This is a genomic window from Xanthomonas sp. 3058 (assembly GCF_014199765.1).
GTDB classification, from domain to species: domain Bacteria; phylum Pseudomonadota; class Gammaproteobacteria; order Xanthomonadales; family Xanthomonadaceae; genus Xanthomonas; species Xanthomonas campestris_B.
Map to the genome: position 1 here is coordinate 224,975 of NZ_JACHOF010000005.1, position 23,967 is coordinate 248,941.

Here is a 23,967-nt window from a genome sequence, read left to right on the forward strand (position 1 = left end):
CACGACTCGACCAAGACAGCGGCATGCCGGGGGAGGGGCGGCCAGAGCAGTGCGCCGCTGGAGTGTCCATAACGTCGAAGCGCATCTTCAAGTGGCGGTTTTCGATTGCCGGGGCAGATGCCATGAGCAGCTGCTCTCGATGCCCCTCGATCGATCCAGCGTCCTTCCCCCGCGTGCGGGGGAAGGTGCCCGAAGGGCGGATGGGGGCACTATCGCCGCGACTCGACCAAGACAGCGGCATGCCGGTGGAGGGGCGGCCAGAGCAGTGCGCCGCTGGAGTGGCCATAACTCCGAAGCGCATCTTCGGGTAGATGCTCTTTTCGATTGCCGGTAACCGTGCCATGACCAGCTGCTCTCGATGACCCGCACCGCATGAGCAGGCCATCTCGCACTCACTTCACCATGCGCAGCACGCTCTAGAATCGGCGCCATGTTTTTCCAGGAGCACCCGCATGATTCGCGAGATCATCCGTATGGGCGACAAGCGCCTGTTGCGTATTGCGCCACCGGTCACCAATCTCGGCAGTCACGCGCTGCACACCCTGGTGGCCGACATGTTCGAAACCATGGACGATGCACGTGGCGTCGGCTTGGCCGCCCCGCAGATTGCGGTGGATCTGCAATTGATGGTGTTCGGGTTCGAAGCCAGCGAACGTTACCCCGAAGCGCCGGCAGTGCCACGCACCGCGTTGGCGAATGCGCAGATCGAGCCGCTATCGGAGGAAATGGAAAACGGTTGGGAAGGGTGCCTGTCCATTCCCGGCCTGCGTGCGGTGATTCCGCGCTATCGCGTCATTCGGTATCGTGGCTTTGCGCCGGACGGCAGTCCGATCGAGCGCGAAGCCGAAGGCTTCCATGCACGGGTGGTGCAGCACGAATACGATCACCTGGTCGGCCGCTTGTACCCCTCGCGGATCGAAAATTTCGATACCTTCGGCTTCGAGGACGTGTTGTCGTACGACCTCTAACGCAGGGTCCGGACGCATGTTGCGTCGCTAGGTATGTCGTGATTCGATCAGCCGCTGCTGCGGCGCATGCACACATAAAAAGGGCGCCTTGCGGCGCCCTTGTCGTCTTGCCTTGTCGTGCTTACTTCAGCGCCTTGAAGCGCAGGCGCTTGGGGCCTGCGTCATCGCCCATGCGACGGCGCTTGTCTTCTTCGTACTCGCGGTAGTTACCCTGGAAGAACTCCACGTGCGAGTCGCCTTCGAACGACAGGATGTGGGTGGCGATGCGATCGAGGAACCAGCGATCATGCGAGATCACGAAGGTGTTGCCGGGGAATTCCAGCAACGCATCTTCCAGCGCACGCAGCGTTTCGATGTCCAGGTCGTTGGACGGTTCGTCGAGCAGCAGCACGTTGCCGCCCTGCAGCAGGGTCTTGGCCATGTGCAGACGACCGCGCTCACCACCGGACAGCGAGCCGACCATCTTCTGCTGGTCCTGGCCCTTGAAGTTGAAGCGGCCGATGTAGGCGCGCGACTGGATCTCCACACCGTTGATGTTGAGGATGTCCAGGCCGCCCGCGATTTCCTGGAACACGTTGTGGTTGCCTTCCAGCTTGTCGCGGCTCTGGTCCACGTACGACAGCTGCACGGTCGGGCCGACCACGATCTCGCCGGAATCGGGCTTCTCCGCGCCGGTGATCATCTTGAACAGGGTCGACTTACCGGCACCGTTGGGGCCGATGATGCCGACGATGGCGCCGGGCGGCACGATCATCGACAGATTGTCGATCAGCAGACGGTCGCCGAACTTCTTGGAGACGTTCTTGAATTCCATCACCGCATTGCCCAGGCGCTCGCCCGGCGGGATGAAGATTTCATTGGTCTCGTTGCGGCGCTGGTAGTCCACTGACTGCAGCTCTTCCAGGCGGGCCAGACGCGCCTTGCCCTTGGTGCGGCCGCCCTTGGCATTCTGGCGCGACCATTCCAGTTCCTTCTGGATCGCCTTCTGGCGAGACTTTTCCTGGTTGTCTTCCTGCTTGAGGCGCTCGTCCTTCTGGGTCAGCCAGTCGGTGTAGTTGCCCTTCCACGGAATGCCGCGACCACGGTCCAGTTCCAGGATCCACTCGGCGGCGTTGTCCAGGAAGTAGCGATCATGCGTGACCGCCACCACGGTGCCGGTGTAGCGCGCCAGGAACTGCTCCAGCCACTCCACCGATTCGGCGTCAAGATGGTTGGTCGGTTCGTCGAGCAGCAGCATGTCCGGCTTCTGCAGCAGCAGGCGGCACAGCGCCACACGGCGCTTTTCACCACCGGACAGCTTGCCGACCACCGCGTCCCACGGCGGCAGGCGCAGCGCATCGGCGGCCACGTCCAGCTGGTTTTCCAGGGTGTGCGCATCGCCGGCGGCCAGGATTGCCTCCAGGCGTTCCTGTTCCTTGGCCAGGGCGTCGAAATCGGCGCCTTCTTCGGCATAGGCCAGATACACCGCATCCAGCGCGGCCTGGGCTTGCAGCACGTCGCCCACGCCTTCTTCCACTGCCTCGCGCACGGTGTGCTCGGGGTTGAGTTGCGGTTCCTGCGCCAGGTAGCCGACCTTGATGCCGGCCTGCGGACGGGCTTCGCCCTCGAAATCGGTGTCCACGCCGGCCATGATCTTGAGCACCGTGGACTTGCCCGCGCCGTTCAGGCCCAGCAGGCCGATCTTGGCGCCGGGGAAAAAGCTCAGCGAGATGTCCTTGATGATCTGCCGCTTGGGCGGGACCACCTTGCTGACGCGGTTCATGGTGTAAATGTATTGCGACATGGGGACTCCGTGGACGCAAGCAGCCCGCCGGCCGAGGCCGGAGGCAGCGGAAAAGGGATTGCGCCGATTATACGGGCAAGTGCCCGGGGCCGCGCCGGGTGGGGATGTGGCTAAACGGCAGCCTACCTACTACCTGAATAGGCATTTTCGTAACCGATTCCAGCAAGAATGCGTTAAGGCGGGCAGCGTCTTAATGAAATTGCGACATCGCAAACAGGAGCTGGTCATGAACCGCAAACGCATCGTCACTGTTATGCTTTCTTCCATCCTGGCGCTGGGCTCCGTGGCCCCGGCAGCGTTTGCCGACGACTGGGGCCGCGGCCACGATCGTCGTGGCCACGACCGCGATGATCGTCACGACCGCGGCCGCGATCACCATCGCGACTGGCGCAGCGATCGCCGCGAGTGGCGGGATGACCGTCGCGACGACCGCCGCTACTACAGCAGTGGCTACCGCGAGGGCTATCGCGATGCCCGTTATCAGGACCGTCGCTACGACCGCAACCGGGTCTATGTCTACGATCGCCCCAGCTACTACCGCGTCGGCCCGCCGCCGCGCCCGTATTGGGCCCGCGGTCAGCGCTACCACGGCCCGGTTTACGTGATCAACGACTACGACCGCTACAACCTGCGTCGCCCGCCGTATGGCTACCGCTGGCAGCGCGACAACACCGGCAATCTGCTGCTGGTCGCCATCGCCACCGGCGTGATCGCCGACCTGGTCCTCAATAACTGAGCGGGCATCCGATCGCTCGCCGAGCCATCGGGCCGGCCCTCCCACAAAGGCGCACTTCGGTGCGCCTTTGTCATTTGTGCAGCTTGCCGGCCGATCGGGTCCATGGCCTGCCACAGCGGTGCGATTGGTCACCCGTGCGGCGGGGGCTTACAATCGGCGGCCCTACTGGCTGCAGCTGCCCCGGAGTTTCGAATGTTCTCGCGCGACGTCCGACTGGAAACCTACGACCCCGAACTGGCCAAGGCCATCGCCGCTGAAGTCGGCCGCCAGGAGGATCACGTCGAACTGATCGCCAGCGAGAACTACTGCAGCGCATTGGTGATGGAAGCCCAGGGCAGCCAGCTGACCAACAAGTACGCCGAAGGCTATCCGGGCAAGCGCTATTACGGTGGCTGCGAATTCGTCGATATCGCCGAGCAACTGGCGATCGACCGCATCAAGCAGGTGTTCGGCGCGGGCTCCATGGAAGATATGTATGCAAACGTGCAGCCGCACAGCGGCTCGCAGGCCAACCAGGCGGTGTATCTGGCGCTGCTGCAGCCGGGCGACACCATCCTGGGCATGAGCCTGGCCCATGGCGGTCACCTGACCCACGGCGCCAAGGTCAATGTCTCGGGCAAGCTGTTCAACGCGGTGCAATACGGTGTCGACGCGCAGGGCCTGATCGACTACGACGAGGTCCAGCGCCTGGCTACCGAGCACAAGCCGAAGATGGTCGTGGCCGGCTTCTCGGCGTATTCGCAGAAGATCGACTGGGCGCGTTTCCGCGCCATCGCCGACAGCGTCGGGGCGTATCTGTTCGTGGACATGGCGCACGTGGCCGGCCTGGTTGCCGCCGGCGTCTATCCGAGCCCGATGGAGCATGCGCACGTGGTCACCTCGACCACCCACAAGACCCTGCGCGGCCCGCGTGGCGGCATCATCGTGGCCAAGGGAGCCAGCGAAGAGCTGCAGAAGAAGCTGCAGTCGATCGTGTTCCCCGGCATCCAGGGCGGCCCGCTGATGCACGTGATCGCGGCCAAGGCGGTGGCGTTCAAGGAAGCGCTGGAGCCGGCGTTCAAGACCTACCAGCAGCAGGTCGTCAAGAACGCCCAGGCGATGGCCAAGACGTTGATCGCGCGCGGCTACAAGATCGTGTCCGGCGGCACCGAGAACCACCTGATGCTGGTGGACATGATCGGCCGCGACGTGTCCGGCAAGGACGCCGAAGCCGCGCTCGGCAAGGCCCATATCACCGTGAACAAGAATGCAGTTCCCAACGACCCGCGCTCGCCGTTCGTGACCTCGGGCCTGCGCCTGGGTACCCCGGCCATCACCACACGCGGTTACAAGGAACAGGACAGCATCGACCTGGCCAACTGGATCGCCGACGTGCTGGATGCACCGAGCGACGAAGCCGTGCTGGCGAAAGTCCGCGACGCAGTGACCGCGCAGTGCAAGAAATATCCGGTGTATGGCTGAGACGGGAATGGGGAATAGGGAGACGAGAATGGTAAAAGCAACGCTGCGATAGCCCTGCTGTTCCGATTCCCTATTTCCCTCTCCCTATTCCCGGACGTCTGATGCACTGCCCCTTCTGCCAGCACAACGACACCCGCGTGATCGATTCGCGGGTGTCCGAAGACGGCACGACGATCCGTCGGCGTCGTGAGTGCGAGGCGTGTGGCGAGCGTTTCAGTACCCTGGAAACGATCGAACTCAAGCTGCCCACCGTGGTCAAGAGCGATGGCGGCCGCGAGGCGTTCGATGCGCGCAAGTTGCGCACCAGCTTCGACCGCGCCCTGCAGAAACGTCCGGTGTCCGAAGAGCAGATCGAGGCGGCAGTGCGGGCGGTGGTGCATCAGCTGCGCATGTCCGGCGAGCGCGAAGTGGGCTCGCTGCGGGTGGGCGAATACGTGATGGTCGAGCTGCGCAAGCTCGATCATGTCGGCTATGTGCGCTTTGCTTCGGTGTATCGCAGTTTTCAGGACGTTGCCGATTTCCGCGAGGAAATCGAAAAACTCGAACGCGAGCTTCCGGTCGGGAGCGAACAGCTGCCGCTGCTGGAAGCGGCACTGGAACGCGCCGGCAAGCCAGGCAAGCGTTGAACGCCGTGCCGATTGCCTGCGTGGGCGACACGCCGGAGCATCTTCCCGCCATCGCGCACGCGCATCTTGAAGCCTTCGGCAGTCTGTTGCCGGACTGGAATTTCGATGAGGCGTTGAGCGAGTTGCGCAGCCACACGCGCGATGGTGTGATCCCGATGACGTGGGTGGCGCTCGATCAGGGCCAGTGGCTCGGTTCGGTGAGTCTGCTGGACAACGACGATGCGCGCATTCGGCAATGGTCGCCCTGGCTGGCATCGCTATATGTGCAGCCGCACGCGCGTGGGCAGGGCATCGGTGAGGCATTGGTCGCGCATTGCGTGCAGACCGCCGCCGGGCTGGGCGTGGACACGTTGTATCTGTATTGCCAACCGGACCTGGCGCCGTTTTATCAACGCTTGGGCTGGCAGATGCATGCGGGGCTGTTGCTTGGGTCGTTGCCGATCGTGGTGATGTCTATTGAGCCGCAACGGGTGCCGCAATGAACGCAAGTGCCGACGATCACCGCTGGATGGCGCAGGCGCTGCGCCTGGCCGCGCGTGGCGCCTACACCACGCGACCTAATCCCATGGTCGGCTGCGTCATCGTGCGCGATGGCGTATGCGTGGGCGAAGGCTTTCATCAACGGGCCGGTGGCCCGCATGCGGAAGTGTTCGCGTTGCGTGCAGCCGGCGAGCTGGCGCGTGGTGCCACCGCCTATGTGACGTTGGAGCCTTGCGCGCATTACGGACGCACGCCACCGTGCGCACTTGCCTTGATCGACGCCGGCGTGCGCCGTGTGGTCGCGGCGATGGCCGATCCGTTTCCGCAGGTCAACGGCGGTGGCTTCGCGTTGCTGCGCGAGGCAGGGATCGAGGTGCTCAGTGGTGTCATGCAGACACAGGCGCGTGCGCTCAATCAGGGATTCCTGTCGCGGGTGGAGCGTGGCCGTCCGTGGGTGCGGGTCAAACTTGGCTCCAGCCTGGATGGGCGCACCGCTTTGGCCAGTGGGGAGTCCAAATGGATCACCGGCGCCGATGCGCGCGCCGATGTGCAGCGCTGGCGTGCGCGTGCCGGTGCGATCCTGACCGGTGCCGGCACGGTGCTGGCAGACGATCCGGCGATGACCGTGCGGCTCGGTGACGACACGCCGTTCGTGCCGCCGTTGCGTGTGGTGCTCGACGCCGGTCTGCGGACGTTGAGGTGCCAGAATATCCGTCAGGGCGATGCGCCGACGCTGTATCTGCATGGCGAGACCGCGCAGGCGCCGGCACTCGACGACGCGCAGTGTCTTGCGATGCCGCTGCACGCCGGCCGCTTCGATCTTGCTGCCGTTCTGGCGTTACTGGCCGAGCGCGGCATCAACGAGGTGCATGTGGAAGCCGGTGCAACGCTGAGCGGTGCGCTGCTGCAAGCGGGGCTGGTCGACGACCTGTTGGTCTACATGGCGCCGGTGCTGCTGGGCGAGACCGCCAGGCCGCTGCTGGCTGGGCTCGGCATCGACACGATGGCGCAGCGTCATGCATTGCAACTGCACGAGGTGCGTCAACTGGGTCAGGATTTGCGTTTGCGTTACGCGCCAAATACTACCGGGTGAGTGCTGCGTAACGCGCTCGATGCGCAGCAGCGGATCACCTTGCGCGTGGTGCTTGATGTGGCTTCTGCTTGCGGGTGCACATTGCCGTGCAAGCGATGGAGGCTGCAGTTACCGCACTGGTGTGGTTTTTCCAGCGCACTACATCTTGTGGCGTAAAACCTTGCGCTGAAGCAGCAAAGAGCACTGCGGTCTCTGCCTGCATACACATGCAGGGCAGGTTGCCTCGCACGCAATGCGCTCGATCATCCCCACAAGAAAGGCCCCGCTTGCGGGGCCTTTCCCGGACAACTGCGAGGCGCCTATCAGAAGCTTGCGCGCACGCCGACCCGATACTGGTTGGCGTTGTCGATGAACTGCGCTTCGGCAACCAGGCCCCAGGTGCGGGTGAAGTTGACCTGGCCACCCAACGTGCCGACGAACTCGCCTTCGTCCACGTCGCTGCCGTCGATATAGCCGGCCTTGACCCAGGCCTCGGTGCGCGGCGAGGGCTTGCCACGCAGGCCCAGATTGGCGAAGCCCAGGGTGGTCGAGTCAGACGCGTTGTCGATCGAACGGCCGCGCAGGCGCAGGTCGGATTCGACCTTGCTGCGTAGCACGCTGATATCAGCCGTGAACTCGACGCGCTCGGTCATTTCCTGGCGGTAGCCAATACCGACATTGGCCTGCTCCAGGGTGCCTTCGATGACGAAGCCGCTGCCCACGTTGTAATCCTTGTTGGCACGCTGATAGCCAGCGAGCACGTACACGGGCTCGGCAATCTGCCAGGAACCGCGGAGGTAGCCGCCATCGATGTCGTCGGAATCATCATTGACGTTGATTTCGGTACGGTTCCAGCCGCCTTCGACATAGCTGTAGCTCAGGCCTTCAGCAGACGCGGAAAACGGTGCGGCGGCCAGCAGGGTCGCCAGGATCAGGGTGTTACGCATTTGGGTGCTCTCTCCGAAAGTGAAGTCCGTGTCTCCGCCCCGTTGCGGGGTGGAAATGCGACGTGTCCCCGTCGCGGCGCGTAAATTAACAGATCCTTCACAACCCTGGCTATGGGGGATTTCCTGACATGACGCACTGTCCTGCCAGCCTTGCCTGACGTTCGGCATCGCGTCGGTCGGCACTGTTAAACTTTGCGCGCCGGTTCGCCGGTACTCACGAACGTCTTCAGGGCGGGGTGCGATTCCCCACCGGCGGTAGGCATGCGCAAGCGTGCGAGCCCGCGAGCGCTTGCGCTTCCAAGAGTTGAGCGATCCCCGCGAAGCTCCTGATGCGCAAGGTCAGCAGATCCGGTGCGATGCCGGGGCCGACGGTATAGTCCGGATGAAAGAAGACGGCCAACGCGCAGCCTTGCGGCTGTGCGCGCGCCTGTTTGCCTTGTGGCGTTTTTCGCTCAACTCCTGCGAGAAACGACTATGTCCATGCGTCACCCGTCGCGCTGCGTCGCGACCTTCCACCGCGCCACCTGCGCCCAGTTGCTGCTGCAATCGGAGGCGCGCTGATGTTTACCGGAATCATCGAAGGCGTCGGCCGTCTGGCGGCGCGCCAGCCGCAGGGCGGCGATGTGCGGTTTACCTTCGCCACCGGCAGCTTGCCGTTCGAAGCGGTGCAACTGGGCGAAAGCATCGCGGTCAACGGCGTGTGCCTGACCGTGATCGCCTTCGATGCCGGCAGCTTCCAGGCCGATGCCTCCACCGAAACCCTGTCGCTGACCACGCTGGGCGCCTTGCCCGAAGGCGCGCTGCTCAATCTGGAACGCGCGATGCGCCCGACCGATCGCCTTGGCGGGCATCTGGTCAGCGGGCATGTCGATGGCCTGGGCCAGGTGCAATCGGTGCATGGCGATGCGCGGGCGCAGCGCTGGCGGTTTGCCGCACCGCCGGCGGTGTTGCGCTATGTCGCCAAGAAGGGCTCGATCTGCGTGGACGGGGTCAGCCTGACCGTCAACGACGTGGACGACGAAGGATTCGAGGTCGCGTTGATTCCGCACACGGTGGCCAACACCGCGTTTGCACAGACGGTGGTCGGGGCGGCGGTGAATCTGGAAATCGACCTGGTGGCGCGTTATGTCGAACGCCTGCTCGGCACGCGGGGTGCGGCATGAACTTCGCACCCGTTCTGGAACTGCTCGAAGAACTGCGCGCCGGACGCATGGTGGTCATCGTCGATGACGAAGACCGCGAGAACGAGGGCGATCTGATCATGGCCGCCGAGCTGGTCAAGCCCTCGGACATCAATTTCATGGTGACCCACGCGCGCGGGCTGGTGTGTCTGTCGCTGACCCGCGAACGCTGCGCCCAACTCGGCCTGGCGCCGATGGTGCGCAACAACACCGCGCAGTTCCAGACCAACTTCACCGTCAGTATCGAGGCGGCCGAAGGCGTGACCACCGGCATTTCCGCCTACGACCGCGCGCATACCGTGCGCACCGCAGTGCGACCGGATGCCAAGCCGCAGGATCTGAGCCAGCCGGGGCATATCTTCCCGCTGATCTCGCAACCCGGCGGGGTGCTGACCCGCGCCGGTCACACCGAAGCGGCCAGCGATCTGCCGATGCTGGCCGGGCTGGAGCCGGCCGGCGTGCTGGTGGAAGTGCTCAACCCGGACGGCAGCATGGCGCGCCGGCCGCAATTGGAAGTGTTCGCGCGCGAGCACGGGCTGAAGATGGGCTCGATCGCCGATCTGATCGCCTATCGCCTGGCCAACGAGCACACCGTCGAGCGGGTGGACGAGCGCGAGATCACCACCGAGTTCGGGCCGTTCAAGCTGGTGACCTACCGCGACCGCATCGCCCACGACCTGCACTTTGCGCTGGTGCGCGGCGAGGCCAATCCGCACACGCCGACGCTGGTGCGTGTCCAGGTGGAAAACCCGCTGGCCGATCTGTTGCACTGGCAGCGCGACGATTTCGGCGTGGCCGCTACCGATGCCCTGCGCGCGATCGCGGCCGAAGGGCAGGGTGTGATGGTGGTGCTGTCGGCGCCACGCGATAGCGAATCGCTGCTGGCGCGGCTGCGCCAGCAACCGGAGGCGGCAACCAACGCCAAGGACGTCAGCCAGTGGCGGCGCAACGGGGCCGGTGCGCAGATCCTGGCCGAGCTGGGCCTGGGCAAGCTGCGCGTGCTGGGCACGCCGCGCCGTCAGGTGGGCCTGGCCGGGTTCGGGCTGGAGGTGGTGGAGTACCTGGAATGCCATCCGGGCGAAGGCATGCGCTCGGTGCCGCCGGAAGCGGTGCCCTGAACAACGTAGACGCCGTGGAATGCGTGGTCGTCGGATGGGCGCGTGCGATGCGAGGGCCGCTGCATGCCCCCAGCGGTTGCTGCTGTTTGCAGCGCCGCGCCATCGGGCGGCAGCATCATCGGTTGCCTGCGCGTTGCGTTCCGGGGTACCTGGCCGGGCCTGCTTCGGCGGCCCGGCCTGCACGCGTCGGCCGGGCGGGGGGCGGCAGCTGTTAAACTTCCTGCCCCCTTGAGTTGCCGACCCGCATGACCCACTACGAAGGCGATCTCCGCCCCACCACCGCGCGCTTTGCGATCATCGCCAGCCGCTGGAATGCCCGCATCACCGACGCGCTGGTCACCGGCGCGCGCCAGAGCCTGGCCGGCAACGGTATCGGCGAGGACGCCATCGACGTGGTCCGCGTGCCGGGTGCCTGGGAAATTCCGATCGCCGCCAACCGCGTGGCGCAATCCGGCCAGCATGCGGCGATCATCGCGCTGGGCTGCGTGATCCGTGGCGACACCCGCCACTACGAACACGTCGCCGACCTGTGCGCCGAAGGCCTGATGAGCGTGCAGTTGCAGACCGGCGTGCCGGTGCTCAACGGCGTGCTGGCGGTCGAGCGGGTGGAAGACGCCGAGGCACGGGCCGGCGGCAGCCATGGCAACAAGGGCGAAGAGTGCGCACTTGCGGCCCTGGAACTGGTCAATTTGATGGAGTTGTTGCCATGAGCAAGCCCGGTGGACACGCCCGCCACGGTCGTCGCGACGGCATCGACCCGGTACTGCGTTCGCGCGCACGCCGGCGTGCCTTGCAGGCGGTGTATGCCTGGCAGATTTCCGGCGGTTTCGCCAAGCAGGTGATCTCCCAGTTCGCGCACGAGCAGGCGCACGAAGTGGCCGATCTGGCCTACTTCGAGAGCCTGGTCGACGGCGTGCTGAGCAACCGCGCCGAGCTGGACACCGCGCTGACCCCGTATCTGGATCGCGGCGTGGAAGAGGTCGATGCGATCGAGCGTGCGGTGCTGCGCCTGGCCGCCTACGAACTGCTGTATCGGCAGGACGTGCCGTACCGTGTGGTGATCAACGAAGCGATCGAAACCGCCAAGCGCTTCGGTTCCGAGCATGGCCACACCTACGTCAACGGTGTGCTGGATCGTGCGGCGGTGGAGTGGCGCAAGGTCGAGTCGGGCGCGAGCGGCGCATGAGGCGCCGCGGGAATGGGGGGTCGGGAATGGGGAATCGTAAGAGCACCACCTCCGATATCTCCTGACGCGCTTTTGCGATTCCCGATTCCCTTCTCCCGATTCCCGTCCCCATGCCTGAATTCGATCTGATTGCTCGTCTGCGCACGCGCATCGCCGCGCGTGCCGATGTGCCGTTGGGCATTGGCGACGATGCGGCGTTGTTGCAGCCGCCGCCCGGCGAGCAGTTGGCGATCACCGCCGACACGCTCAACGCGGGGGTGCATTTTCCGCATGAAACGCGCGCCGACGATCTGGGCTGGAAGACATTGGCGGTCAATCTCTCCGATCTGGCCGCGATGGGCGCGCAGCCGCGCTGGTGCACCTTGTCGTTGTCGTTGCCGCACGATGATGCGGCGTGGGTGGACGCGTTTGCCGATGGTTTCCTTGCGCTGGCCGATGCGCACGACATCGCCCTGGTCGGAGGCGACACCACGCGCGGGCCGTTGTCGTGTGCGGTGACTGCGATCGGCAGCCTGCCGCCGGGTGCGGCGTTGCGTCGCGACGGCGCACGCGTGGACGACGATGTCTGGGTGACCGGTGCGCCGGGCGAAGCGGCCGCTGCGTTGTCGCTGTGGCAAGCCGGCCAGTTGGATGTGACCTGCGTGGCCGCCGACCCGGTGCATGAACAATGGCGTAGCCGCTTGCTACGCCCGCAGCCGCGTGTGCAGGCCGGGCTGCGCTTGCGTGGGCTTGCGCATGCCTGTGTGGATATTTCCGACGGGTTATTGGCCGACCTGGGACATCTGTGCGACCGCAGCGGTGTGGGCGCGCAGCTTGCGCTGGCGGCGTTGCCGACGATGTCACGTAGTGCGCAGGTCAGTGCGCTGCAATGCATCGGCTGGCAGCTCGGCGGCGGCGACGATTACGAGCTGTGTTTCACCGCCGCCGTGCAGCACCGCGATGCGGTCGTGCAGGCGATGGAGTTTGCCGGGGTGACGGTCACGCGGATCGGCCGGATCGTTGCTGCGGGTGGGGTGGTGGTGCACGACGCCGACGGCAAGCCATGGCAACCGCCGCAGCGGGGGTATCAGCACTTTGTTGGCTGATGGTGGGTCTTTGGCGCGGCGGTGGTGAGTGAGCGCTTTGGCTGGTTGGTGCTGGTTTTTTGATGGTGGTGGTGGTGCCGGGTGGGCTTTGGTTTGGGCGGTTTTTCCCTCATCCGCCCTTCGGGCACCTTCTCCCGCAGGCGGGAGAAGGGACGGCGGTTGGGCTTGGTGAGTACCGTTCCAGCATTCCCGCCTCCCCAATCCCCAATCCCCAATCCCCAATCCCCAATCCCCAATCCCCAATCCCCAATCCCCAATCCCCAATCCCCAATCCCCAATCCCCGCCCTTGAGCCATACCGTACCGTCTGGTACGGTCGCAATGTTCTCCCCCGAACCACGGATGCACGGCATCTGCTGCTGGGCCACCCCGGCCCGGCCTCGCGTGGGAGAGAACTGCATGAACAAGCGTTGGATCGGAAGCATCGCCGCGATGGCAATGCTGGTGGCATCGGCCTCGGCACTGGCCGGCGGTTTCAGCAAGACCTATGAACGTATCCCCGGTTGGGATGGTGCGGCGATGGGCGCGCTGGTGCTGGTGCCGCAGGGGCAGGGCAGCGGACCGTTTCCGCTGATCGTGATGCCGGCCAGCTGGTCGTTGCCGAATCTGGAATATCTGGGCCGCGCCAGCCAGTTGGCCAGCGATGGCTATGTGGTGGTCAGCTACACCTCGCGTGGATTCTGGGATTCGGCCGGGCAGATCGACATTGCCGGTGCCGACACCGTGGAAGACGTCAGTGCGGTGATCGACTGGGCGCTGGCGCACACTCCGGCCAATCCGGACGCGATCGGTGCTTCCGGCATTTCCTACGGGGCCGGCATCAGTCTGCTGGCGGCCGAGCGCGATCCGCGCATCAAGGCGGTGGCCGCGCTCAGCGGGTGGGCCGATCTGGAAGCCTCGCTGTATGCCAATCGCACCGTCAGCCAGCAAGGGGTCGGGTTGTTGGTCGGTGCCGGTGCGTTGACCGGCCGGGCCGGGCCGGATCTGGCACGGATCGGCGCACGTGTTGCGGTGGGCGATTACGACGGTGCCGTGCAGGGCTTCCTGCCGCAGGCGGCTTCGCGCAGCCCGGCCACCGATGTGGCCGCGCTCAATGCGCGGGGCACCGCGGTGCTGCTGGGCAATGCCTTCAACGATGGCTTGTTCCCGCCGAACCAGACCATCGCCTTCTTCAATCAGCTACGTGGTCCCAAGCAGTTGTTGCTGAGTCAGGGCGATCACGCCACCGCAGAACTGCCGGGCGCGTTGGGCCTGCCCAACGAGGTGTATACCGCAGCCACGCGCTGGTTCGATCGCCATCTCAAGCAGGTGCGCAATGGCGTGGATGCCGAAGCGCCGGTGCGGCTGTCGCCGCGTGCCGGGCAGTGGCTGGAGTACCCGGACTGGAGCTCCGTGCAGCAGGGTGGCACGCGCCTCGGGCTGTCCGCACCGGCCGGGGTGCTCAGCCCCACCGGCGGGTTGATTGGCGGGACGGCCAGCGGTTGGCAGTCGCGCATCGCCACCGATGTGCCAACACTGGCCGACTCGGGCGTGGTGCTGGTCAGCGGGTTGTTGCAGGGCATTGGCGCACCGGTCACCACGTCGATTCCGCTGGTCAATCGCATCGGCGCAGCGGTGTGGGTGGGCGCGCCGTCGAGCAGTGCGCGGCGGCTGGCGGGAAGTCCCTCGCTGCGCGTCACCGTGGTGCCCAGTCAAACGAAAGTGAGTCTGTTCGCGTATCTGTACCGCATGGATGCCCTGGGTGTGGCGCAATTGATCACGCATGCGCCGTACTCGTTGCGCGGTGCCACGCCGGGCAGCGCGGTGACGCTGGATTGGTCGCTGCAGGCGGCCGCTACGGAGATTCCGGCCGGGCAGCGATTGGTGCTGGTGATCGATACCCACGATGCGCGTTACACCGACGCCAGCGACGGCGGCGGCGCGGTGACGTTTACATCGCCGGCGGCAACACCATCGGTGTTGAACGTACCGCTGCGATAGCACTTAGAGCGGCTAACAAAACGACTTCGTGTCAGCCTACTGCAGGCCGGCTATCTGCGGCCTGGCTGCAGGGGCCTTACCCGTCCAGCGTCGCGGGACACGCTGCAAGTACGTCCTTGTAGCTCTTACGCGGCATCCATGCCGCGTAAGGTCCCGCGACGCTGCGCGGGCAAGGATCCAGTCGAGATGGTCGGCATGCATGGGTTTAAACAAAGCAACCAGCGGAGTGTCTGGCGCGGTGTCCTCGCCGCTTGCGGGACCGCGTGGCGGCATGGATGCCGCCACCGCGCCTCCATGAAAGGATTCGCGGCGTGTCCCGGAAATGGTGAGGGCACCGTGCCTCGACCAGCACGGCTTTGCTATGACGTCATAACGCACTGACTCAAAACCTGGCCGTCCTGCGCTGAGACTGGATGGTGTGGATGAAGTCGTGGTCGTGGTTGCCTGGAAACGGATGCATAACGTGGATAGGTGACTGCAGGCCGTCGCAGCGCAGCATTTATGCGGAATTTACGCGGCGACCCTGGCATGTCCCTAGCGACTTTACGCAGGCCAGGAAGAGACTGCGCACGTTGGCGGAGCGGTTCCGCCCTGGATGATTCCGATGCCTGCCCTGACCTGTCTGCTCCATCGGTGCTGCGCGCACGCTGCGGCAGCGCCTTGCCTTGTTGTCGTGCACCCCGCGCATGCGCCGTTGCGTGACGCTTCGTTCGCGCCGCGTTGCGCGCGCCACCGGGAGTAACCGACATGCCTGCCTGGTTGTCGCTGTTGTGCGGTGTGGCGGTGCTCGTTGCCGCTGCGTACCTGTTGTACGTGGTGCTGCGGCCCGAAGACTTCTGATGCGAGTGCGCTCCAATGATTGAAACTTTCCTTGTCTATGCGCTGGCCATCGTGCTGGCGTGGCCCCTGGGCCGCTATCTGGCGGCGGTGATGCGCGGCGCGCCGATGCGTGGCGATGCGCTGTTCGGCTGGATCGAACGGCCGCTCTATGCGCTGCTGGGCACGCGCCCGCAACAGGGCATGTCGTGGCGCGGCTATGCCGTGGCGTTTTTGCTCAGCAACCTGGTGGTCGGCCTGCTGACCTGGGCGGTGTTCATGTCTCAGGCATGGCTGCCGTTCAACCCGGACGCCATTCCGAACATGCGCTGGGATACCGCGCTGCACACCATGGTGTCGTTCGTCACCAATACCAACCAGCAGCATTACTCCGGCCAGGCGCAGCTGTCGTATCTGGCGCAGATGACCGGCATCGTCGGCCTGCAGGTGGTGACGCCGATGATGGGGTTGGCGTTGGCAGTGGCGACGCTGCGCGCCTTGTTCGGTGGGCGGGCGGTCGCCAGCGCGATCTCCGCTTCGCCATCGACGGCGAGTGGTGCTGACGATCCGGCGACGGCCGCGCGCAGTGAACGGCATCAGGCAAGCACTGGATTGGAGGCCCTGCCCGAAGCCGATGTCGGCAACTACTGGGCCGACGTGATCCGTGCCAGCGTGCGCGTCTTGCTGCCGTTGTGCCTGTTGTGGACCGTGCTGCTCGGTTGGCAGGGCGTGCCGTCCACGCTCCAGGGCGCGGCAACCGCCGCTCCGCTGGACAGCAGTGCCGGCATGCCCAAGCAGACCATTCCGATCGGCCCGGTCGCGGCGATGGTGGCGGTCAAGCAGCTGGGTACCAATGGCGGTGGCTGGTATGGCCCGAACAGTTCGGTGGCGCTGGAAAATCCCACGCCGTTGAGCAATCTGCTCGAAACGTTGGCGATCGTGTTGTTGCCGATGAGCGTGGTGTTCATGGTCGGCTATCTGACCGGGCGCAAACGCCTCACCGCGTTGGTATTCGGCACCATGTTGACGATGTCGGCGGCATCCACGGCGTTGTTGGTGTGGTCCGAAGCGCATTCGGCCAGCGCCGGCTCGGCTGCATTGATGGAGGGCAAGGAAGTGCGTATCGGCGCAGATGCCTCCGCGCTGTGGGCGGCGTTGACCACGCAAACCTCCAACGGCTCGGTCAATGCGATGCACGACTCGCTGGCCCCGTTGAGCGGCCTGGTCACCCTGGTGAACATGCTGATCAACGCGATCTGGGGCGGCATCGGCTGCGGCTTGCAGCAGTTCGTGGTGTATCTGTTGCTGAGCGTGTTTCTGGCCGGTCTGATGACTGGGCGCACGCCGGAGTTGTTCGGTCGCAAGATCGAATCGCGCGAAGTGCAATTGCTCGCTTTGCTGATCCTGCTGCAGCCGTTGGTCGTATTGGGCTTCACCGCGGTGGCGCTGGCAGTGCCGGCGGTCACTGCCAATTCCAACCCGGGGTTCCACGGCATCAGTCAGGTGTTCTACGAGTACACCTCGGCATTTTCCAACAACGGCTCGGGGTTTGAAGGCCTGGGAGATGCCACCTACTGGTGGAATCTGAGCTGCTCGGTGGTGCTGGCCCTGGGCCGCTACCCGGCGTTGATCCTGCCCCTGATGGTGGCCGCGCGCATGGCGGTCAAGCGGCGCGCGCCCGAGTCGGCCGGCAGCCTGCAGGTCGAAACGCCCACTTTTGCGCTGACCTTGATGGCGATCGTGCTTGTGCTGACCGTGCTGCAGTTCATGCCGGCACTGGTGCTGGGCCCTATCGCTGAACACCTCGCCCTGGCGGCATCCTGAGAATTGAGCAATGTCTACGATCGATACAACTGAAAAACGCGAGCGCGGCGACGCAGCGTTGTTCGACGCTGCGGTGCTGATCGCCGCGATGCGTGCGGCCTTTATCAAGCTGTCGCCACGGCATCTGCTGCATAGCCCGGTGATGGCGGTGGTGATGGGCGGCACGCTGCTGGCGGCGGTGATCACCGCCAGCGGGTATGGCAATGCCGGTTTCGGCTGGGCGGTGACGGCGATCCTGTTCGTGACCGTGTTGTTCGGCAATTTTGCCGAAGCCATCGCCGAGGCGCGTGGCCGTGGGCAGGCTGCATCGCTGCGCCGTGCGCGCAAGGATCTGGTCGCACGCCGGGTGGAAACCGCACTCGGCGGGCGCGAAACCCGCGTGCCGGCGGCCGAACTGCGTCCGGGCGACTACGTGATGGTGTCCGAAGGCGAATTCGTCCCGGCCGATGGCGAGATCGTGCGCGGCGTTGCAACGATCAACGAAGCGGCGGTAACCGGCGAATCGGCACCGGTGCTGCGCGAGGCCGGCACCGATCGCAGTGGCGTGATCGGTGGGACGCGCGTGCTCTCCGACGAGATCGTGTTCAAGGTCACCGCCGAGCCGGGACATAGTTTCCTGGATCGCATGATCGCCTTGGTGGAAGGCGCCAATCGGCAGAAGACGCCGAACGAAATCGCGCTCACTCTGTTGCTGGCGGCGATGACGCTGACCTTCCTGATCGTGGTGGCGTCGTTGCCTGCGATCGCCGGGTTCGTCGGCGTCACGCTGGACCCGCTGTTGCTGATCGCGTTGCTGGTGTGCCTGATTCCGACCACCATCGGCGGGTTGCTGCCGGCGATCGGCATTGCCGGCATGAACCGCGCGCTGTCTGCCAATGTGCTGGCCAAATCCGGCAAGGCGGTGGAAGTGGCCGGCGACGTGGACGTGCTGTTGCTCGACAAGACCGGCACCATCACCTACGGCGATCGCCAGGCCACCGCGTTTCATCCATTGGCCGGCATCGATCGTGCGCAGCTGCGCGATGCGGCCATGCTCGCCTCGCTGGCCGACCCGACGCCGGAAGGCAAGTCCATCGTCAAGCTGGCGCGCCAGCAAGGAGCGGTGCTGGTCGAGCCGGATGGTGCGCATTTCATCGCCTTCACCGCACAGACCCGCATGTCCGGCGTCGATCTGGGCGAGCGCAGCATCCGCAAGGGTGCCGGCGATGCGATCGTGGCGTATGTGCAGGCGCAAGGCGCCACGGTGTCGCCGGAATTGAACGGACGCATCGAAGAAGTCGCACGCGGCGGCGCCACCCCGCTGGTGGTGGCCGAAGGCCGGCATGTGCTGGGCGTGGTCGAGCTGAGCGACGTGGTCAAGCAGGGCATCAAGGAAAAGTTTGCGCAGCTGCGCGCGATGGGCATCAAGACGGTGATGATCACCGGCGACAACCCGCTCACCGCTGCGGCGATTGCCGCCGAGGCCGGCGTGGACGACTACATCGCCCAGGCACGTCCGGAAGACAAGCTGGCCCGTATCCGCGCCGAGCAGGCCGGTGGACGGCTGGTGGCGATGGTCGGCGACGGCACCAACGACGCACCGGCGCTTGCCCAGGCCGACGTCGGCCTGGCGATGAACTCCGGCACGCAGGCAGCCAAGGAAGCCGGCAACATGGTCGATCTGGATTCGGACCCGGCCAAACTGCTGGCCGTGGTCGAAGTGGGCAAGCAGCAGTTGATCACGCGTGGTGCGTTGACCACGTTCTCGTTGGCCAACGACGTGTCCAAGTATTTCGCGATCCTGCCGGCGTTGTTTGCCGCTGCGATTCCGTCGATGGCCGCGCTCAACGTGATGCAGCTGTCCAGCCCGCGCCATGCGGTGTTGGCGGCACTGATCTTCAATGCCTTGATCATTCCGGCGTTGATTCCGCTGGCGTTGCGCGGCGTGCGTTTTCGTCCGTCCAGCGCCACGGCCTTGCTGCGCCGGAACATGCTGATCTACGGCCTGGGCGGTGTGTTGCTGCCGTTTGCCGCGATCAAAGTGATCGATCTGGCGCTTGTCGCCACCCTGGGAGCCTGAGCCATGACCATTTCCTCCAAGACCGGCATGCACAGCGCATTGCCGTTGCGCGACGACGGCGCATTGCGCGGGTCGGTGATGCTGGCGTTGTTCACCCTGTTCGGTCTGGGCCTGGCTTATTCGTTGATCGCCACCGGCATCACTGGCGCATTGTTTCCCGATCAGGCGCACGGCTCGCTGCTGCGCGTGGAGCAGCGTGTCGTCGGGTCGGCATTGGTGGCGCAGCCGTTTGCCGATGCACGCTATTTCCAACCGCGTCCGTCGGCGGCCAAGTACGACCCGACCGCTGCGTCCGGCAGCAACCAGGCGCGTTCCAATCCCGACCTGCAGGCCCGCATCGCCGCCACGCGCGCCGACGTGGCCGCACGCGACGGTATTGCAGCGGAGACGGTGCCGAGCGAGTTGCTGACCCAATCCGGCAGCGGCCTGGACCCGCATCTGAGCCCGGCGGCGGTGCAGGTGCAGGTGCGCCGCGTGGCCAAGGCGCGCGGTTGGCCGGAGCAGCGCGTCGCCGCGCTGGTACAGGCCGCCACCGAACGGCCACAGTTCGGGCTGCTTGGGCAGCCGCGGGTGAATGTCCTGGCGCTGAACCTGGCGCTGGATGCGGCCGGGAATCGGGAGTCGGGAATCGGCAATGGGTTAAAGCAATAGCACTAGACCTGTCAGCTCGCGGTAGGCTGCACGAATCCCCAATCCCGACTCTCCAAACCCGGCCTCCATGATCGACGCCCGCACCCAACAAGCCGACGCACTGATGGGCGAACTGCAGCGCGAACATGGCGGGCGCCTGACGGTGTTTCTGGGCGCCGCACCTGGCGTGGGCAAGACCTACGCCATGCTGTCGCGCGCGCGCGAGCGCCTGCGCCAGGGCATGGACGTAGTGGCCGGCATTGTGGAGACCCACGGGCGTAGCGAAACCGCCGCGTTGCTGGACGGCCTGCCGCTGCTGCCGCGCATGCGCGTGAGCTATCAGGGCCGGGAGCTGGAAGAACTGGATCTGGATGCATTGCTGGCACGCAAGCCGCAACTGGCCTTGATCGACGAACTGGCCCACCGCAACGTGCCGGGCAGCCGGCACGAGCGACGCTGGCAGGACATCGTCGAGCTGCTCGATGCCGGCATCGATGTCTACACCACGGTCAACATCCAGCATCTGGAAAGCCTCAACGACATCGTGCTGCGCATCACCGGCGTGCGCGTGTCCGAGACCGTGCCCGATGCGGTGTTCGATCGATTGCGCGACATCGTGCTGGTCGATCTGCCGCCGCGCGAGCTGATCGAGCGGCTGCAACAGGGCAAGGTGTATCTGCCCGAACAGGCAACGCAGGCCTTGCAGGCGTTTTTTTCGCCATCCAACCTCACTGCGCTGCGCGAGTTGGCGATGCAGACCGCCGCCGACCGCGTCGACAGCGACCTGCGCGACACCCAGGCCGCGCGCGGGTTGCCCGGTACCGCCGCCTTGCGTCGCCGCGTGGTGGTGGCCATCGATGGGCGTGGCAGCTCGGAGTATCTGGTGCGCGTGGCGCGGCGATTGTCGGAGCGCCGCGATGCGCCCTGGACCGTGGTGACCGTGCAGACCCGCACCGTGGCCGATGCCGGCTGGCAATTGGAGATCGACCGCGCCTTCGCGCTGACGCGGCGCTTGGGTGGCGACACCGCGTTGCTGCATGGTGCCAATGTCGCCGAGGCCTTGCTGGATTTCGCATCGCAAAACGGCATATCGACCCTGGTGCTGGGACGCACCCGCGAGCGCCCGTTGGCGCGCATGTTCAACCGCACCTTGACCCAGCAACTGCTGCAACGCGGCGCGCATTACGAACTGGTCATCGTCAGCTCCGCCGATGCGCGCGCCCGCGCGCGTCAGCGCTGGCGCAACCCACGCCATTGGCTGCAAGGCTACGACCTGGCGTTTGCGGCGATTGCCGCCGCCGGCGCGGTGGGCGTGGCGTGGCTGTTGCAGCGCTGGACCGATATCGACGATCTGTCGATGGTGTTCATCGTGGCCGTGGTGCTGGTGGCTTCGCGCACGCGCATGGCCGCCGCGGTGGTCGCGGCATTGCTGAGTTTTGTCGCCTACAACTTCTTCTTCATCGAACCGCGCTTCACCTTGCAGATCAGCGCCCGCCAGGGCGTGGTGACGGTGTGTCTGTTCCTGATCGCTGCACTGGTCGCCGGCCGCCTGGCTTCGCGCCTGCGTAGCCAGGTGCTGGCGCTGCGTGCGGCCAATGCGCATGCCAACGCGTTGCAGGCGCTGGGCCGCCAGCTCAGCACGGCCGCAGACCTCGGCCAGGTGTTGGAGGCCGGTCGCCGTGCATTGACCACCGCACTGGATGCCGAGGTCTGGCTGCGCCTGGAGCAACGCGAAAGCGATGCACCGGCCAGCTTCGGCGCACTGGACCGCAGCGCGGCGGAGTGGACGCAGCGCCATGGGCAACCTGCCGGCCGCTTCACCGATACGCTGGCCGGTGCGCAATGGTGGTGCGTGCCGGTACGCCACGAGCGCGGCACGCTCGGCGTGGCGGCGTTGCGCTTCCGGCAGACCGTGCAGCGACCTGGGCTGGAGCAACGCCGGCTGGCCGAAGCGATGGTGGAAGACATCGGCCAGGCCGCGTTGCGCACGCGTCTGGTCGCCGACCTGGAAGGCGCGCGCGTCAGCGGCGAAACCGAGCGCCTGCGCTCGGCGTTGTTGTCGTCGGTCTCGCACGATCTGCGCTCGCCGCTGGCCTCGATGATCGGCTCGGCCAGCAGCCTGGCCAGCTACGGCGATGCGATGGATGCGCAAGATCGCCACAGCCTGCTCGACACCATCCAGCTCGAAGGCGAGCGGCTGGACCGCTACATCCAGAACCTGCTCGACATGACCCGGCTCGGCCATACCGGGCTCACCTTGAAGCGCGACTGGATCGGCGTGGACGAGCTGCTCGGCTCGGCCATGCGCCGCCTGCAACGCTACCAGCCCGAGGTGCGCCTGCAACTTGACCTGGAAGCCGACCTGCCGGCGATCTGGGTGCATCCGGCGCTGGTGGAACAGGCCATCTTCAACGTACTGGAGAATGCGGCGAAATTTTCGCCACCCGGCATGGCAGTCACGGTACACGCGCAACTGTGCGCCGGCGCCTTGCAGGTCGATATCGGCGACCAGGGCCCAGGCATTCCCGAGGACGAGCGCGCGCGTATCTTCGACATGTTCTACAGCGTGGAGCGCGGCGACCGCGGCCGTCACGGCACCGGGCTGGGCCTGACCATCTGCCAGGGCATGATCGGCGCGCACGGCGGCAGTGTGGAGGCGCTGATCGGCGCACATGGTCACGGCACCACAATCCGCATTACGCTGCCGTTGCTCGTTCCTGCCGCGCCACCTCGCCCCGATGCCGACTGATCCCACCGCTATCCCGCCCGCCCGCGTGCTGATCGTCGACGACGAGCCGCAGATCCGCCGTTTTCTCGACATCAGCCTGCGCGCGCAGGGCTACCGCGTGCTACAGGCCGGCACCGCCGAAGAAGGCCTGGCCGTGCTGGCCGGGCAGGGCGCCGAGCTGGTGGTGCTGGATATCGGCCTGCCCGATCGCGATGGCCACGAGGTGCTGCGCGAGATCCGGCAGTGGTCCAGCGTGCCGGTGATCATGCTTACCGTGCGCGCCGGCGAAACCGAAAAGGTCGCCGCGCTCGATGCCGGCGCCAACGACTACGTCACTAAACCGTTCGGCGTGCAGGAGCTGATGGCGCGCATCCGTGCGCTGTTGCGCCAGGCCGGCGCCGGCAGCGCGGTGGAAGAGAGCGTGTTCGACGATGGCCGCCTGCATATCCATCTGGGTCTGCGCGAGGTCACCTTCAACGGCGAGGCGGTGCCCTTGAGCCGCAAGGAATATGCCTTGCTCGCGCTGCTGCTCAAGCACGCCGGCCGCGTGGTCACCCAGCCGCAATTGCTGCGCGAGGTGTGGGGCCCCACCCACGAGGAAGACACCCACTACCTGCGCATCCTGGTCGGCAAGCTACGCCAGAAACTGCACGACGATGCCGCCGACCCGCACTACATCGTCACCGAACCGGGCGTGGGGCTGCGTTTTATTGGTGTGGCGCGCTGAGCAAAGCGATCCATCGTCTTGGAAAAATTGAGTTCAGCAACACAGCAAGCGCGTGAACGGAATTTTGGAAGGTGGATTGACGAATGCAATAGTTTTGGGATCCTGCGAGAGCGGTGAATATCTATCCGATGCTCGGCCCCGGGCGCTGCCGTTCCTGCATCTGCTCATGTTGCATACTCTGCTGCTGGCTCAGTTGTTCCCTAAGGATATCCAGGCCGCGCTGGATTGATATATCGACTGGCGTGTTGATCGCCGTCTCGGTGGCCACGTGGGCGCGCAGAGGTGCAGGGTTGCTTGGCTCTCCTTCTACCGCAAAGAGATAGTGGCCTGCCTGCTTTGATGAGGTGGCTGTACTAAGCATTACGTGGTCCACATGCGTGAGGCCATTTGCCATTGCTTCAGTGGCCAGATACGCGGCTGCTCGATCGCTTCGCTCATCTGGCAGCCGTCCCATTGAGCGGTCTAAGGATGGTCTGATCAACGGCATCGGAGGATGAGCCTAACCACATCGACCAGGCTGACGGCGCTCAGATCCTCGATTTTTTTGCCGTTTCCGGCGCG

Annotated in this window: 20 protein-coding genes and 1 riboswitch; of the genes, 18 read left to right on the plus strand and 2 right to left on the minus strand. The window is 65.4% G+C overall.

The genetic code is table 11. From position 1 onward, the window contains the following. Positions 1-452 precede the first annotated feature (452 nt). Positions 453-968 (plus strand): peptide deformylase, encoded by a 516-nt coding sequence (gene def, locus GGR61_RS09720; protein ID WP_184621267.1) that lies wholly within the window; start codon positions 453-455, stop codon positions 966-968. A 121-nt stretch (positions 969-1,089) separates the two neighbouring features. Here the strand turns inward: def and ettA are convergent, their stop codons facing one another. Beyond that, entirely contained in the window at positions 1,090-2,751 is a 1,662-nt protein-coding gene (ettA, locus tag GGR61_RS09725) for an energy-dependent translational throttle protein EttA (RefSeq protein WP_064633896.1), read from the minus strand. 226 nt (positions 2,752-2,977) lie between these two features. Between ettA and GGR61_RS09730 the strand changes: the two genes are divergently transcribed. The 5 genes from GGR61_RS09730 to ribD all read left to right on the plus strand — a co-directional run bounded on the left by GGR61_RS09730 (position 2,978) and on the right by ribD (position 7,147). Beyond that, on the plus strand, positions 2,978-3,487 hold the full coding sequence (locus GGR61_RS09730; protein ID WP_184621268.1) for an RcnB family protein: 510 nt from the start codon (positions 2,978-2,980) through the stop codon (positions 3,485-3,487). Positions 3,488-3,679: 192 nt separating this feature from the next. Beyond that, the gene (glyA, locus tag GGR61_RS09735) at positions 3,680-4,948 is read left to right on the plus strand and encodes a serine hydroxymethyltransferase (protein ID WP_184407395.1); all 1,269 of its coding nucleotides are present in this window, start codon (positions 3,680-3,682) and stop codon (positions 4,946-4,948) included. 101 nt (positions 4,949-5,049) lie between these two features. Further along, complete coding sequence (gene nrdR / locus GGR61_RS09740) at positions 5,050-5,574, plus strand: transcriptional regulator NrdR (RefSeq protein ID WP_005997276.1); 525 nt, start codon at positions 5,050-5,052, stop codon at positions 5,572-5,574. Between the two features lie 5 nt (positions 5,575-5,579). Further along, complete coding sequence (locus GGR61_RS09745; protein WP_184621278.1) at positions 5,580-6,056, plus strand: GNAT family N-acetyltransferase; 477 nt, start codon at positions 5,580-5,582, stop codon at positions 6,054-6,056. Continuing rightward, entirely contained in the window at positions 6,053-7,147 is a 1,095-nt protein-coding gene (gene ribD / locus GGR61_RS09750) for a bifunctional diaminohydroxyphosphoribosylaminopyrimidine deaminase/5-amino-6-(5-phosphoribosylamino)uracil reductase RibD (protein WP_184621269.1), read from the plus strand. Before GGR61_RS09745 ends, ribD begins: the two co-directional genes overlap by 4 nt. A gap of 302 nt (positions 7,148-7,449) precedes the next feature. Here ribD and GGR61_RS09755 read toward each other — a convergent pair whose 3' ends face one another. After that, positions 7,450-8,073, minus strand: coding sequence for a hypothetical protein (locus GGR61_RS09755; protein WP_184407393.1), 624 nt, complete (start codon positions 8,071-8,073; stop codon positions 7,450-7,452). A gap of 218 nt (positions 8,074-8,291) precedes the next feature. Next, a riboswitch (FMN riboswitch) is annotated at positions 8,292-8,471 on the plus strand. Between the two features lie 162 nt (positions 8,472-8,633). On the opposite strand from GGR61_RS09755, the gene GGR61_RS09760 reads away from it, so the two are divergent. The 12 genes from GGR61_RS09760 to GGR61_RS09815 all read left to right on the plus strand — a co-directional run bounded on the left by GGR61_RS09760 (position 8,634) and on the right by GGR61_RS09815 (position 23,406). Next, the gene (locus GGR61_RS09760; protein WP_184407392.1) at positions 8,634-9,236 is read left to right on the plus strand and encodes a riboflavin synthase; all 603 of its coding nucleotides are present in this window, start codon (positions 8,634-8,636) and stop codon (positions 9,234-9,236) included. Continuing rightward, positions 9,233-10,372, plus strand: coding sequence for a 3,4-dihydroxy-2-butanone-4-phosphate synthase (ribB, locus tag GGR61_RS09765; RefSeq protein ID WP_184407391.1), 1,140 nt, complete (start codon positions 9,233-9,235; stop codon positions 10,370-10,372). The genes GGR61_RS09760 and ribB overlap by 4 nt, the downstream gene beginning before the upstream one ends. A gap of 245 nt (positions 10,373-10,617) precedes the next feature. Beyond that, complete coding sequence (gene ribH, locus GGR61_RS09770; protein ID WP_184407390.1) at positions 10,618-11,082, plus strand: 6,7-dimethyl-8-ribityllumazine synthase; 465 nt, start codon at positions 10,618-10,620, stop codon at positions 11,080-11,082. Beyond that, entirely contained in the window at positions 11,079-11,558 is a 480-nt protein-coding gene (gene nusB / locus GGR61_RS09775) for a transcription antitermination factor NusB (RefSeq protein WP_184407389.1), read from the plus strand. The genes ribH and nusB overlap by 4 nt, the downstream gene beginning before the upstream one ends. Before the next feature lie 110 nt (positions 11,559-11,668). Beyond that, on the plus strand, positions 11,669-12,643 hold the full coding sequence (thiL, locus tag GGR61_RS09780) for a thiamine-phosphate kinase (RefSeq protein ID WP_184621270.1): 975 nt from the start codon (positions 11,669-11,671) through the stop codon (positions 12,641-12,643). Positions 12,644-13,041: 398 nt separating this feature from the next. Further along, the gene (locus GGR61_RS09785; protein WP_184621271.1) at positions 13,042-14,622 is read left to right on the plus strand and encodes a CocE/NonD family hydrolase; all 1,581 of its coding nucleotides are present in this window, start codon (positions 13,042-13,044) and stop codon (positions 14,620-14,622) included. 747 nt (positions 14,623-15,369) lie between these two features. Beyond that, positions 15,370-15,462, plus strand: a complete 93-nt coding sequence (locus tag GGR61_RS09790; protein ID WP_006452907.1) for a potassium-transporting ATPase subunit F — start codon at positions 15,370-15,372, stop codon at positions 15,460-15,462. A gap of 15 nt (positions 15,463-15,477) precedes the next feature. Beyond that, on the plus strand, positions 15,478-17,262 hold the full coding sequence (gene kdpA, locus GGR61_RS09795) for a potassium-transporting ATPase subunit KdpA (RefSeq protein ID WP_184407386.1): 1,785 nt from the start codon (positions 15,478-15,480) through the stop codon (positions 17,260-17,262). Positions 17,263-17,272: 10 nt separating this feature from the next. Further along, positions 17,273-19,321 (plus strand): potassium-transporting ATPase subunit KdpB, encoded by a 2,049-nt coding sequence (gene kdpB, locus GGR61_RS09800; RefSeq protein ID WP_184407385.1) that lies wholly within the window; start codon positions 17,273-17,275, stop codon positions 19,319-19,321. A 27-nt stretch (positions 19,322-19,348) separates the two neighbouring features. After that, positions 19,349-19,972, plus strand: a complete 624-nt coding sequence (kdpC, locus tag GGR61_RS09805; RefSeq protein ID WP_184407440.1) for a potassium-transporting ATPase subunit KdpC — start codon at positions 19,349-19,351, stop codon at positions 19,970-19,972. A 67-nt stretch (positions 19,973-20,039) separates the two neighbouring features. Then, entirely contained in the window at positions 20,040-22,700 is a 2,661-nt protein-coding gene (locus GGR61_RS09810) for a sensor histidine kinase KdpD (protein ID WP_184407384.1), read from the plus strand. Next, positions 22,690-23,406 carry a response regulator transcription factor gene (locus tag GGR61_RS09815; protein ID WP_184407383.1) on the plus strand — a complete coding sequence of 239 codons (717 nt, stop codon included), beginning with the start codon at positions 22,690-22,692 and terminating at the stop codon, positions 23,404-23,406. Before GGR61_RS09810 ends, GGR61_RS09815 begins: the two co-directional genes overlap by 11 nt. Positions 23,407-23,967: the final 561 nt, after the last annotated feature.